This window comes from Streptomyces winkii, assembly GCF_032248595.1.
Lineage (GTDB): Bacteria > Actinomycetota > Actinomycetes > Streptomycetales > Streptomycetaceae > Streptomyces > Streptomyces winkii.
Genome location: NZ_JASTTH010000008.1, coordinates 173,123 through 186,535, shown reverse-complemented (window position 1 = coordinate 186,535; position 13,413 = coordinate 173,123). Strand labels below are relative to the sequence as shown.

The window sequence follows — 13,413 nt, the reverse complement described above, 5'->3', positions numbered from 1 at the left end:
CGCGCCCTCCCACCTGCGCGTGTGGCTGGAGACAGCCCGGCCGGTGTGTCGTCTGTCCGGTCCGCGCGGTGGGCGTATCGAAGTCGCGCCCCACGTAATCTCTTCCTGTGCCCGCACCCCGCCTGCATCGCGTCGCCGTCCTTGTGCTCGAGGGTGCGAAGCCGCTCGATGTCGGAATTCCTGCGCAGGTTTTCACGACCCGCGCGAGCATGCCGTACGAGGTGAGGGTGTGCGGGGCGACACCCGGTCTCGTGACCGGCGGCGACGGCCTCGCGTACTACGTCGCTCACGGCCTCGACGCGCTTGCGTGGGCCGACATCGTCTTCGTCCCCGGCTACCGGTTCCCGGACCGCGACGACCCGCCGCACGCCGTCGTCGAGGAACTGATCGCCGCCCACGACCGGGGCGCCCGGCTCGCCGCCATCTCGACGGGTGCCTTCGCGCTCGCCGCCACGGGCCTCCTCGACGGCAGGCGCGCCACGACGCACTGGCACTACACGCGGGCGCTCGTGGCCAGGCATCCGCTCGTCCAGGTCGACGAGAACGTGCTGTTCGTCGACGAGGGCAGCGTGCTCACCTCGGCCGGCGCCGCCTCCGGCATCGACCTGTGCCTGCACATCCTGCGCGGGGACCTCGGAGTGGCCGCGTCCAACCACGCGGCCCGGCGTCTGGTCGCGGCCCCCTACCGCAGCGGCGGCCAGGCCCAGTACCTGCCGCGCAGCGTCCCGGACCCGCTCGGCGAGCGGTTCGGCGCCACCCGGGAGTGGGCGCTGCAACGGCTCGGCGAGCCCCTCACCCTCGACGTACTGGCGCGGCAGGCCGGGGTCTCGCCGCGCACGTTCTCCCGGCGCTTCGTCGAGGAGACCGGCTACACGCCGATGCAGTGGGTGATGCGCGCCCGCATCGACCTGGCCCGCGAAATGCTCGAGCGCTCGCAGCGCAGCGTCGAACAGATCGCGGCCGACATCGGGCTCGGCACCGGCGCGAACCTGCGCCTGCACTTCCAGCGCATCCTCGGCACCACACCGAGCGAGTACCGGCGCACCTTCACCCAGGGCGAGTAACCCACCGCACCCGTGGCGGGATCCTTTTGAACCATGGCGATCCCGCCACTGTCAGCCGCGCCGGCCGCGGGCGAGCCTGGTGTGGAGGTAAGGGAAGGGAAGGGACATCACTCATGACTCGCATCGCCATCAACGGATTCGGCCGCATCGGACGCAATGCGCTGCGCGCACTACTGGAGCGCGACAGCGACCTCGAAATCGTCGCCGTCAACGACCTGACGGAGCCCGCCACTCTCGCCCGGCTGCTCGCCTACGACAGCACGGCCGGCCGGCTCGGGCGCCCGGTGACCGTCGACGGGGACGCCCTCATCGTTGACGGCCGTCGGATCACGGTGCTGGCCGAGCGCGAACCGGCGCAGCTGCCGTGGGCCGAACTCGGCGTCGACATCGTCCTGGAAGCCACCGGCCGATTCACCTCGGCCAGGGCGGCCCGGACCCACCTCGACGCGGGCGCGAAGAAGGTACTCGTCAGCGCGCCGTCGGACGGCGCCGACGTCACGCTCGCGTTCGGAGTCAACAGCGACGCCTACGACCCGGCCGTGCACACGATCGTCTCGAACGCCTCCTGCACGACCAACGCGCTCGCGCCGCTGGCCGCGGTCCTCGACGAACTCGCCGGTATCGAGCACGGGTTCATGACGACGGTGCACGCCTACACGCAGGAGCAGAACCTGCAGGACGGCCCGCACCGCGACGCCCGTCGCGCCCGAGCCGCCGGCGTCAACATCGTGCCGACCACGACCGGCGCCGCCAAGGCGATCGGCCTGGTGCTGCCGAACCTCGACCGCAAGCTGTCGGGCGACTCGATCCGCGTACCGGTGCCGGTGGGCTCGATCGTCGAACTCAACACGACCGTCGCCCGCGACGTGACGCGCGACGACGTGCTGGCGGCGTACCGCGCCGCAGCGGAGGGGCCGCTCGCCGGCATCCTCGAGTACTCGGACGACCCGCTCGTGTCGTCCGACATCACGGGCAATCCCGCCTCGTCGATCTTTGACTCGGCCCTCACCCGCGTCGACGGCCGCCACATCAAGGTGGTCGCGTGGTACGACAACGAGTGGGGCTTCTCGAACCGCGTGATCGACACCCTCGGATTCCTCGCCACCCGCTGACCGGACGCCGGGGCGCCGCCCGTTGGCGGGCCGACACACTGTCAGGCCACAGTGTCAGGCTGCCGTTGTCAGGTCGTGGATGCCTTGCAGTTGCGTCATGACCTCGCGCAGGGAATGGCACCCCCGTGGCGCCTGGGGCAGTGTGAGTACTGGGCACTCGCGGCCGTCCGACAGCGAGTCGGCCATGGCCGCGAGCGTGGTGGTCACCTTTCGAGTCTCGGCCCTGGGTGGGCGTGGCACACCGCGCTCGAGGCGTACCGCGCACGCGGTGGCCGCATCAGCGATCCGTTCTGCCCGTGCCATCACGGCAAGCCAGTCGTGCCCTTGCCCATGCTGCGGTGGGGGAAGTTCAGCTGCGGCCGTCTCCGCGGCGATGCGGGCCTCGGCGAGCGCCCTGTATGCCGCGTGCCGCAGCCGGTCGCCCTCGTCGGCGCGATCCCTGTTCGCGGACGAGACAACGGGGATGCCGCAGGTGGTGGTTGATCCGTCGAGCACATGGCACAGATACCGTTCCGTGCAGCGCAGCGCGACTGCCAAGCGGTGGCCGACCCGCAGCCGTGGATTCGCGAGGTGCGGAAGGTGGCCGACCAAGAGCACGATCCCGCAGGCAAGCGCCGTGTCCACCAGTCGGGCGGCTGCCGCCTCGCTGTCTCCCACCGAGTGAACGAACGACAGGACCAGCACGGTGACCACTGCGGTCTGAAATCCGAAGTTGCGGACCGCCACCGGGATCAGCGTCCCCCCGGCCACGACCACCGCGACCGGCCACCACGCCCCTGAAAGTCCTGCCGTGGTCAGCGTGAAGACCAGGACGCCTGTGGCCGTGCCCGCGAAGCGGGCCACCACCCGGGAGAAGAGCGGGCCCATGTCGGGCTTCACCAGGAAGGCGGCGGTCGCGGGCAGCCAGTACCAGTGGGTTTGGTGGAGTGCCAGTGCGACGGCGGCGCTGACCGCGACGCAAAGGGCCACGCGCAGCCCGTACTCCCGCCCGGCGGGCCCGCAGACGTCCCGCCATGGACGGGTGGGCGCAGGGCGCGCGCTGTGGCCGGACAGGAGGTTCACCACGCGGCGGGAGCGGGCGGCGAGTCCGGACCGGTCGCCCGCCGGGGACGCCCCGGACCCGTGCTCAAGAGGGGCCCGGCGCGGCGTCGTACGGTCGAACGTCACCGCCGCTTCCAGCACTGCCCGGTCGAAAGCATCGCGCTGGACCGTATCGGCGAGCGGGCTCGCCAGCGCGCCGGGTACCGTCTCAGCGCGGACCGCCGCGGCGAGCCGACGGGGCCCGTCAGCCACACGACTGGCCACCGGCCTGCCCTCCCAGAGCAGGGCGATGCTCGCTTCGCACAGCGCGGTCGCAGCACCGAGGCGTTCGGTCAGCACATGGGCCCGAGTCTGACCCCGACCGGTGCGCCGTACCGGCCAGGACAGCACCCGCATCAGCCGCAGTGCCTCTTCCGCGTGCTGCTGCGCGGCGGTGAGCCGGCGACGGGCGGCTTCCGCTTCCGGCCCTCCAAGAGCGTGCAGAGCATCGGCGAGCGCGTCGAACACCCCGGCGACGGCTTCCCGTTCGCCGTCACCGGGCGTCGCCTGCCGCAGCCACGGGACGCGGACGAGGAGCCGGAGCAACAGAAGCCAGGCCGCGCCGCCCAGGAAACATCCCGCATTGAGCCACCCGGGGCCGGGCAGCGGCATCCCCGCACCGATCGCCGTGGCGACCAGCAACTGCATGGCTGCCGCGGACCACACAGGGCCGGCCACGCTGAGCGCGCCGGAGAGCAGGCCCACGACGAACAGCGCGGGCACGGCGCCCCAGTGGCTCCCCGCGTCCGCGAGCAGACTGCCGCACAGCATTCCGAGAGCACCGGCGATCGCCGGCAGGCCGATATGCACGACGCCGGTTCGGCGTGTGCCGGGACGGTCGTTGACGCCGGCGAGCATCGCGGCGATTCCCGCCGCGACTGCTTGACCGACGTGTTCCGTGATCACGCCCAGCGCCAGCAGTGGTCCTGCGCTCAAGGCACCGCGGAGCATGGCCGTCCACGGGACGGGAGCAGAACGCCAAACCAGCGGGTGAATGAGCCAAGTCGGCACGGAACGCCGTTTCCTGCGGGCGGGATCGGAGAAAGGGAAAGGGCGCGTCACGCGCGGGGCGTGAGAAAATCGCGGAACGGACACGGGCCTCCTCGTGCGACCGGTCGGCAAAGAGCGACAGGGCGGGGACGGGCGACGATGACCGCGGATATCCGACGCTAACCGGCCGATTTGTCATCCTGGCTGCCGACGCATTGCGCGCACATGTCCGTCGCTGCTCGTTCCCGCACCGGCGCTCGCGGCGGTGGCGGACACCCCTACCGAGACCCCGAACACTGCATCGCTCGACCTGAACGCTGCCCTGCCACGGGGTAGTTGGCGGACTGAAAGCCCGGCGCCGGTGGCCCCGGCGCAGTGAACTGGAAGTACTTGTTGCGCCCACCGCGGCGCCCCTGCGGCATCGGGGCGAGCGGCTCGACGAACGTCACGTCCGTCTGGACGCGATGGCCGGGCAGCCTGCGCCCTGGCGACCGCACTCTTCGGCGGGACCGCGCCGTCGGTAGTGGCCTGGCTCGTCGGCGCCACCGGCGTCGAACACGAGCTCTTCGGCGCCGGAAGCAACTTTCGGTTACGCGGGAGGACGGCGTACCGGAATCGCCCTGCCTCATGGGGCAGGCGTCGGCGCCTGCTTGTGCGTCGAGGGCAGTGGTACGACGACGGGGTGGGGTCGGTTCAGGAGTGCTTCGCGGCCGGTTCCAGGATCGCCACGCACTCCAGGTGGTGCGTCATCGGGAAGAGGTCGAAGGCGCGCAGGAAGCGCGGGACGTAGCCCTCGGTCCTGAAGTAGTCCAAGTCCCGTGCCAGGGCGGCCGGATCGCAGGCCACGTAGCCGATGCGGCGGGGGCCGAGGGACGCGATGTGGCGGGCCGTCTGCCTGCCCGCGCCCGCGCGCGGCGGGTCCAGCACGACGAGGTCGGCCTCGGTGATCCCCGTGCGCGGCAGTACGGATTCGACCTTGCCGTGCTCGACGCGGACCCGCGGGAAGTCCGCCAGGTTGTGCCGGGCGTCCTCGACGGCGCGCTTGGACGACTCGATGCCGAGGACGGCGCCGTTCTCGCCGATGCGGTCGGCCAGCGCGCCCGCGAAGAGGCCGACGCCGCAGTACAGGTCGATGGCCATCTCGCCCTTGCGCGGGGTGAGTCCGCGCATCAGGGCGTCCACGAGCAGCTCCGCGGCCTGCGGATGCACCTGCCAGAAGCCGCCCGCACCCACGCGCCATGTGCGGTGGTCGGCACGCTCGCGCACGAAGTCGCGGCCGTGCACGCGGTGCAGGTTCCCTTTGTCGCCGCCGCGCTCCCCGGCCCTCAACACCGAGACCGGGCGGTCGAGTTCGACGATCGGGAGGCGACCGCCGGGCCTGGGGGTGAGCACGACCTGCCGGTCCTGGGAGCCGGTGGCCGCCGTGGCCTCGACCCCCGCCATCTGCGGCCACTCGCGCCGCTCGATGCCCAGTTCCTCCACGCCCGGGGCCGCGATGAGGCAGTGGTCGATCGGCTCGACCTCGTGAGAGCGGTGCCGGCGCAGCCCGGCGCGCCCTTCGTCGTCCACGGCGAACTGGACGCGCGTGCGCCAGGCGGGCACCTCGCCCGCCGGCACCTTGTCGCCCGGGGCCGGTTCGACGGTGCCGTCCCACGAGACGTCCTCCGGGGTCATCTGCGCCAGCCGCCACAGCTGTTCGGTCAGCACCTCGCCCTTCAGGCGGCGCTGGGCGCCCGGCTTGACGTGCTGCCAGTCGCAGCCGCCGCAGCGCCCCGGCCCGGAGAAGGGGCAGGGCGCCGGGATGCGGTCCTTCGCGGCGTCCAGCACCTCGACCGCGTCCGCCCGCAGGAAGCGGGAGTCCTCGCGGCCCTCGGTGACGCGGGCGACGACGCGCTCGCCGGGCAGCGTGTGCCGCACGAACAGCACTCGCCCCGCGCTCGTACGTGCGACGCAGTGCCCGCCGTGCGCGACGGGGCCGATCTCGACCTCGTACTCCTCGCCCACGAGCGAGGGGGCAAGGGCGTCTGCGGGGGCATCGGGCATGGCGGGACAGCTCCAGGGGTGCGAGATCAGCGGTGCGGGGCGGGCGCCGGCGTCCCGCGGTGACCGTGCGGATGCCGGGCAGCCCGTCAGTCTACGTGCTGTGATGCGGTCCCCGGACCGCCGGCATCCGGCCCGCCCCCGCCCGCTCCGCCGGAGCCCCGCGCGGCGGCGGCCGCGACGGGGACCGGCGAAGTGAGGAGGCTTCGCCGCCGTCACTTACGGGCGCTCACCCACCCGCGCCGGGTTGCCTGGACCGCGAGTTCGAAGCGGCTGCGGGCGTTCACCCGGGACATCAGGTCGGCGGTGACACGGCGGGCGGTGCGGACCGAGACCCCGAGGCGGCGGGCCACCGTCTCGTCCGTGTGCCCGTCGGCGAGCAGATCGAGGACGGCGCGCTCCTGTCCGTTGATCTCGTCCTCGGACTTCGGCAATCGCGCCCCCACCGTGAGCGGAAGCGCCTCTTTCCAGAGCAGGGCGAAGAGATGGTGCATGGCGACGGCGATCGCGGAGCCCTTCACCACGAGAGCGCCGCTGCCGGAGACCTCCGGATCCATGGGCGCGACCACGAATTCCCGGTCGAATACGAGCATTCGCGAGGGCACGGTCGCCAACGTCCTTATTTCGGCGCCCAATCCGGTGAGCCATTGTGCGTACTCGACGGAATCCCGGTCGTTGCGGACGCTGTCGAGGTAGATCGTACGGAATTTGACGCCGCGTTCCAGCAGCATCTGATTCAAGGGGCGCCCGGCTTGGCGATTGGCCTGGGTCTGCGCTCCGTCGGGCGCGCAGGACAGCACTTCTTTCCGGCAGTCCTGAGAGAGCTGTTCGATGCGGGAGCGTACGGCGTCGATTCCCACCAGACGCTCCACGTCTCCGCTGTCCTCCGCCCGGACGGAGCGGGCGAAGTCGTCGCCGAGCTGCTCGGCGAGCACTTTGCTCGCCGCCAGGTCGTTCTGAAAGCGCGTAAGGTCCGCCTCCCTGCGGGCGATCAGGGCGGCCAGGCCGACCTGAGGGCTCACAGGCTGGAAGACGCCCGAGGTCTCCCAGGAAGGACGGACGAGTTGTTGTTCTGCGAGTTCGTCGAGGCCACTGCGGACACGGTCGATGTCCCAGCCTAATTCATCGGCGATTTCCTCCACGCCGGCCCCGGGTTTTCTGAGCATCTCTTGGTAAACCTTCAGGGCTCGTTCCCCCAGCCCGAGAAACTCCACTGAAACTCCCCACGTTGTTCCCCCGTGTATCCCTCGTTACGGCCGGCTCCCCTTCCGGCACGGTAGCTATCTAACAATCCCCTTCAGCAAAGTTCAAGACGGTTTCGGCAAAGTTCGGACGGTTCAAGGGGCCGTCGGCCGCGGTGAGTTGGCGGAAAGGGATCGACCCGGGGGCCCCGGGCGCCGAATCGTGATCGAGGGGGCGAAAGGTGCGTCCGGCCGGTGGCGACGGCGTACGGACGGGAGACGGCGGCTCTGAGCTGCGCGGTTCCGGGCGGGAATAGTGCCGGCGGCTATGCGGAATGAAGAATTCCTTGTTCCTCGGGACGACTGACCGAATGAGCCACGACTTGGAGTCTCTCCCGCCAATTGCCACGGCTGCGCGCGCGGGCGCACGACCAGCGCGCGTTCGCAGCGGGATCGGCACCGCGGGTCCGCGCCGAAACCGGTGCCGCGTACACGCAACCGGCAAGCAGCGAGCGGGAATTCGTCCCGGACGAGGGAGAGGAGAGGAGAGGAACGGAGGTAGGAGAGAAGGGGGGAGAGAAGGGGGAACAGGCGGGCGGGGAAGCAAGCGCACCGGCAGAGGGCTCACCCCCGCCCAGCCCTCACCGTTGCTGACGCCCCTCCCCCAGCCCACGGGCGATGACGGGCGCGATGCGTTCGAGCGCGCGGGCGCTCATCATCTCTTCGTGGACGCCGTCGACCACATGTTGCTCGATCGCGCCGCCCACGAAGGGCCGCCACAGCACGGCCGAGGATTCGGGGAGCGGTCGTCCCGATCCCGCATCGAAGGCCACGACATCCCCCTCGTACCGGCCCGGGGTGTGCGTGCTCATCAGCTGGACGTGATGCGCCGAGGCCTTCATCAGGGCCGCGACGGCGTGCTCGTCGAGTCCGGCCAGCTGGTTCTCCTCGTCCCGCGCCGCCTTGAGGACCCGGCTCGGTGTCAGCTCGCCGTCGCCCAGGGACTCCGGGGAGAGCCCCAACCCCTCGGCGAAGAGCCTCCGTTCGTCGGCGGCGGTCATCGCGCCGCCCGGCTCGTCCGTAGCGGCCTGCGGGAAGGAGTCGAGCAGGGCCAGGAACTCCACCCTCTCCGTCGCCTCTTCCCCCGTCTGCCCCGCCTCGCGTTCGAGCAGGCAGGCCACTGCGTGAGCCACGACCCCGCCGAACGACCATCCGAACAGGCGGTAGGGACCGGTGGGTTGGACCCGCCTCATCAGCGCGAGATATCCCCCTGCCATGGCCTCCACGGAGTCCGGGGCACTGTCCGGATCGGTGAGGATCGCGGCCTGCACGCCCAGGATCGGCTGGTCCGGCCCCAGATGCCGCGTCAGTCCCGTGTAGCACCAGCTCAGGCCGCTCCCGGGATGGAAGCAGAACAGCGGCGGCCGGCTCCCCTCACGACGCACCGGCAGCAGCATGTCGAGCCCGGCGGCGTCGGCGCCGCGGGCGCCCGGGACCGACGCGTCCCGTCCGGTGAGGATCCCGGAGACCGTCGGCGACTCGTACAGCCTGCGGACGGTCAGCCCCAGCCCCAGCTCGGCGTTGACGCGGCCCACGAGACGCCCGGCGGTGAGCGAGTCGCAGCCCAGGTCGAAGAGGTTGTCGTCGAGCGTGACGTCGTCGACGGCGAGCACTTCGCCGACGGCGGCGCACACGGCCTTCTCCCTCCCGGTGACCGGCCGCCTTCCCGAGCCGCCGGCGCCGGAGGCACCGGGAGCGGGCAGCGCGTCGCGGTCCACTTTCCCGTGCGTGGTGACGGGTACGGCGTCCAGCCATACGAACGTCGAGGGGACCATGTAGTCCGGCAGTGACGCGCCGAGGTGCCGCCGGACGTCCTCGTCCGTGGGCCGCTCCCCGGGGCGCGCCACGACGTAGGCGACGAGCCGCCGGTGCCCGGGGGTGTCCTCGCGGGCGAGCACGGCGGCGCCCGAGAGACCGCTGTGCGCGATCAACGCGCTCTCGATCTCTGTGAGTTCGACCCGGTAGCCGCGGATCTTCACCTGGTGGTCGGCCCTGCCCAGGTACTCCAGCTGCCCGTCCGCGCGCCACCGGGCGAGGTCGCCGGTGCGGTACATGCGTGTGCCCGGTTCGCCGTACGGGTCGGGCACGAAGCTCGACGCGGTCAGCGCGGGGCGGTTGATGTAGCCGCGGGCGAGGCCGGCACCGGCGAGATACAGCTCGCCCTTCACCTCGGGAGGCAGGAGGTCGCCGTGCAGCCCCAGGACGTAGGCGCGGTCTCCCGGAATCGGCCTGCCGATCGGGGCCGCGGGCCTCGGCGGCACCGCATGCCGTGGCCCGCCTCCGATCCACTCGCCGAGCAGTGCGCGGCGCTCCCCCTCCGAGAGGATGTCGAAGTCGCCCACCGCGGTGCCGGGCCGGCGGGCGGCCTGCTCCAGCACCTCGGCCACCCGGTCGAGGAGCCGCGCGGCACCTCCGGGCACGTCCGCGGCGTCCCTGAACGTCAGGTCGAGGAGCAGCCGTTCGCCCGGTACGGCCATGAGGCTGACGGGGTAGTGGGTGGCGTCGTGCGCGTCGACGCCGGTCACGCGCAGGCCGGAACCGGGGGCGTCCTCGTCGGGCCCGGCCGGGTAGTTCTGGAACACCAGCAGGGTGTCGAAGTGGCTCCCGGGGGCGAGGCGCTGGGTCTCGGCGAGCCCGAGGTACTGGTGCTCCAGCAGCCGCGCCTGTTCCCGCTGCAACCGCGGCAGGGCTTCGGCGAACGGCTCGTCCTGGCGCAGCCGTACGCGCACGGGGACCGTGTTGATGAACAGGCCGATCATCCGCTCCGAGCCCGGCAGATCCGAGGGCCGCCCGGAGACCACCGCTCCGAAGACGACGTCCTCGCGCCTGGTCAGACGGCCCAGCAGCAGCGCCCAGGCGCCCTGGACGACGGTGTTGAGGGTGAGGCCCTCGCGGCGGGCCAGCGCGGTGAGGCCGTCGGTCGCCTCCGGGGAGAGGGCGCGCTGGAGCTTCACCGGGGAGCCCGAGGCGCGTCCTCCGGGCACGAGGTACGTCGGCTCGTCGAGGCCGTCCAGTGCGCGGCGCCACTCCGCTCTGGACTCCGCCTCGTCCCGCCCGGCCAGCCACCGCAGATGGTCGCGGTAGGGGACGGCGGGCGGAAGCCCTGCCTGCTCGGGGACCTCTCCCCCCGCGGCGGCCGTGCGGTAGAGGGCCGTCAGTTCGTCGACGAGCAGGGGCAACGACCAGCCGTCCACGAGGATGTGGTGGCAGGTCAGCAGCAACCGGTGTTCTTGCGCGGCGAGTTTGACGAGCATGAAGCGGAACGCGGGCGGCCGGCTCAGGTCGAAGCGCTCGGTGCGCTGCTCCTCCTCCAGCCGGTCCAGCTCCGTGGCCCTGGCCGTGCCGTCGAGGCCGGACAGGTCCTCCTCGGTGCGCGGGATGCGGGTGCGGTCGGTGAGGATCTGGACCGGTTCCCCGGTCTTACGGTGGCGGAAGGCGGCGCCCAGGTGGGGATGTCTGCGCAGCAGGGCGCCGGCCGCGCGCCACAGGGCGTCCTTGTCGAGCGGCCCCTCCAGGCGGAGCTTGAGCTGGACGGTGTAGACGTCGTGGCCGGAGTCGTCCAGCTCGGCGTGGAAGAGCAGCCCTTGCTGGAGTGGGGAGAGGCCGAGGATGTCCTGGATGCGTGGACGGCTCGCCGTGGCCGGTCCGGCTCCGGATGCGGGTCCGGGTGCCGCTGCGGATGCGGATGCCGGTTCGGGTGCGGGTTGGGGTGCTGCTGCGGTCGTCGGTTCGGCGGCTGCCCGGCCGGGCGCGGAAAGAGGGGTCGTCATGGCTGCGCTTTCTCGTCTCGTCGTACCCACACGGCTGAACTGCGGGCGAGTTCGGTGCCGTCCTGGCGGAAGACCGCCGTCTCGCACTGGGCGGTCCTGCCTCCTCCCGGGCTCCCGGTGGCCACGACGACGGTCGTCTCTCCGGGAGAGGGCAGTCGGCGGATGCGCGCGGTCATCCGGCCGAGGACCAAGGGGGCGGAGACGGGGTCGAGCGTCCAGCCGCCGGGGCAGTCCAGGACCGCCCAGATCAGTTCGGGCCGGACCAGGCCGTCCTCTCCGGCATGCTCGGGACCGGGTGTCCAGGTGCACGCCGCGGTGTCCGTACGCCCCGGGACGGGCCCCGGTGCCAGGCGCAGTCCGCGGTCCCGGTGCCGGGGGCCGCATACGTAGCAGGTGCCGAAGGGGTGGCTGGAATGCCCCGCATACGCCTTTTCGGCCTCGCGGGCGCCGGCCGGGGCGACGAAGGGGCACGCCTGTGCCGGGACCGCCCCGTGCGAGGCGGAGGCGACGAGCGTCTCCCCGTGCCAGAAGGCCACGCGCCGCCCCGCGGACGTCGCTGTCAGAGGGGTCTCCAGCGGAGGCGGCGACAGCAGCTGGACGGCGATGTCTGAAGCCTTGCCGTCCGGTGACGTGCCCAGCATCGGACGTGCCAGAGCCGCGAAGAGCCCGCAGGCGTAACCGCCGTTGGCGCTGCCGGGCGGACCGTTGTAACGCCGGCCGATGATTACGGGATCTGGCACGGTCTGCTGTGCTCCCTCATTCCGATCGGGCTCATCCCGGCTCGTACTCGATTCGCTGGTGCTCATTCCGGAGGTGGCGGCGGAGGCGTTCAATGAATTCCCGCACCGGCGCCCGTACTGCCGCAACCCCTAGAACCCCCCTCCCCCCACCCGGCGAACCCGGAGAACTCATGGGAAGGACCGCAGTATTCGCGGACTCGTCTGCCGCCCTCGCGCCCCCGGCTCTACGGTCCGTACGTCACGTCTTTCCGGCACGGCGAACACGATGAAGACCACGACGAAGACGACGAAAACGAGGTCGCGTGAATTCCTCATGGCACGGCCGCACCGTCGGTGCGCTGTTCAGGGAACAGGCGGCGCGCCGCCCCGACTTGGAGGCCGTCGTCGGCGCGGACGGCGAACTCCGCCGTACGTACGGCGAACTCGCCCGGGACGTCGACGCGTTGACGGAACATCTGGTGGACCTCGGCGTCGGCCGCGAGGTCTCCGTCGGCGTACTGCTGCCGCGCTCGTACGAACTCGTCGTCTCGATGCTGGCGGCCCTGTGCGCGGGCGGCGTCTACACACCGCTCAACCCGGCGCTGCCGGACTCACGTCTGAGCGCCCTGGCCGAGGACACCCGTCCGCCCGTGGTGCTCTCCAGCCGTGCGCTGGACGACCGGCTGCACGGAGCGGGCCCGGCCGGCGGCGTCGTGCGTACAGACGTCGGCGCGCTGCTCTCGGGGCTTCCGCCCCGGGCGCCCCGGACGGCCGGTGACGAGGGCCGGGCCGCGGCCGCCGACCGGCACGCTCCGGAAGCCGCCGCCTACGTCATCCAGACGTCGGGCTCGACGGGACGGCCCAAGAGCGTCCAGGTCGGGATGGAGGCGCTGGTCAACACGTTGACCTGGTGCCGCGACGCGTGCGGGATACACGAGGGCAGCCGCGTCCTCCAGGTGATCGCCTCCAGCTTCGACGCGTCGATCCGCAGCTATCTCACCCCGCTGCTGACCGGTGCTTCGCTGACGCTGTTCCAGGAGGGGCCCTACGATCCGCAGGCCCTGCTCGCGACGCTGGGCAGGGAGCGGATCTCCGTGTTCAACCCGGCCGTTCCCAGCCAGTTCTATCCCGTGGTGGAGCTGGCGGCGGCGGACGGATTCCGGCAGCTCCGCTCGCTGCGCTGCCTGGCGCTCGGGGCCGAGTCGCCGGACCTGTCCTCGCTGCGCCCGTGGATCGACTCGGACCACTTCGACGCCCGCATCCTGAACGTCTACGGGCCGACCGAGGCGGCGGACATCGCGTGCTATGCCGAACTCGCCACCGCCGGCTGACCGTTCACGCCCGTCGTGCCGGGTGCGCAACCACACCGCCGCAGGGCGCTGTGCCCGTACGGCCGG

General features: G+C 71.8%; 8 protein-coding genes and 1 pseudogene. 3 read left to right on the top strand and 6 right to left on the bottom strand.

Annotated features, from left to right (window positions below):
• Positions 1-107: 107 nt before the first annotated feature.
• Complete coding sequence (locus QQM67_RS24335) at positions 108-1,064, top strand: GlxA family transcriptional regulator (protein ID WP_314176438.1); 957 nt, start codon at positions 108-110, stop codon at positions 1,062-1,064.
• Positions 1,065-1,177: 113 nt separating this feature from the next.
• Positions 1,178-2,176 carry a type I glyceraldehyde-3-phosphate dehydrogenase gene (gene gap, locus QQM67_RS24330; protein WP_314176436.1) on the top strand — a complete coding sequence of 333 codons (999 nt, stop codon included), beginning with the start codon at positions 1,178-1,180 and terminating at the stop codon, positions 2,174-2,176.
• 54 nt (positions 2,177-2,230) lie between these two features.
• Here the strand turns inward: gap and QQM67_RS24325 are convergent, their stop codons facing one another.
• From QQM67_RS24325 to QQM67_RS24305, 6 genes and pseudogenes are all read right to left on the bottom strand, one after another.
• Complete coding sequence (locus QQM67_RS24325; protein WP_314176434.1) at positions 2,231-4,114, bottom strand: FUSC family protein; 1,884 nt, start codon at positions 4,112-4,114, stop codon at positions 2,231-2,233.
• A 503-nt stretch (positions 4,115-4,617) separates the two neighbouring features.
• A pseudogene (locus QQM67_RS30780) lies at positions 4,618-4,725 on the bottom strand (IS481 family transposase); the annotation flags it as partial.
• Positions 4,726-4,939: 214 nt separating this feature from the next.
• Positions 4,940-6,289 (bottom strand): class I SAM-dependent RNA methyltransferase, encoded by a 1,350-nt coding sequence (locus QQM67_RS24320; RefSeq protein WP_314176433.1) that lies wholly within the window; start codon positions 6,287-6,289, stop codon positions 4,940-4,942.
• A 212-nt stretch (positions 6,290-6,501) separates the two neighbouring features.
• Positions 6,502-7,500, bottom strand: a complete 999-nt coding sequence (locus tag QQM67_RS24315) for a helix-turn-helix transcriptional regulator (RefSeq protein WP_314176430.1) — start codon at positions 7,498-7,500, stop codon at positions 6,502-6,504.
• Positions 7,501-8,108: 608 nt separating this feature from the next.
• Positions 8,109-11,297 (bottom strand): condensation domain-containing protein, encoded by a 3,189-nt coding sequence (locus QQM67_RS24310; protein WP_314176429.1) that lies wholly within the window; start codon positions 11,295-11,297, stop codon positions 8,109-8,111.
• On the bottom strand, positions 11,294-12,037 hold the full coding sequence (locus tag QQM67_RS24305; RefSeq protein WP_314176427.1) for a hypothetical protein: 744 nt from the start codon (positions 12,035-12,037) through the stop codon (positions 11,294-11,296). The genes QQM67_RS24310 and QQM67_RS24305 overlap by 4 nt, the downstream gene beginning before the upstream one ends.
• 302 nt (positions 12,038-12,339) lie before the next feature.
• On the opposite strand from QQM67_RS24305, the gene QQM67_RS24300 reads away from it, so the two are divergent.
• Positions 12,340-13,347, top strand: coding sequence for an AMP-binding protein (locus tag QQM67_RS24300; RefSeq protein ID WP_314176425.1), 1,008 nt, complete (start codon positions 12,340-12,342; stop codon positions 13,345-13,347).
• Positions 13,348-13,413: the final 66 nt, after the last annotated feature.

Excerpts from the sequence above, each read along its gene's own strand:
- gap (WP_314176436.1), top strand. The coding sequence starts at position 1,178 with ATGACTCGCATCGCCATCAACGGATTCGGCCGCATCGGACGCAATGCG.
- QQM67_RS24325 (WP_314176434.1), bottom strand. The coding sequence starts at position 4,114 with ATGCTCGCCGGCGTCAACGACCGTCCCGGCACACGCCGAACCGGCGTC.
- QQM67_RS24320 (WP_314176433.1), bottom strand. The coding sequence starts at position 6,289 with ATGCCCGATGCCCCCGCAGACGCCCTTGCCCCCTCGCTCGTGGGCGAG.
- QQM67_RS24310 (WP_314176429.1), bottom strand. The coding sequence starts at position 11,297 with ATGACGACCCCTCTTTCCGCGCCCGGCCGGGCAGCCGCCGAACCGACG.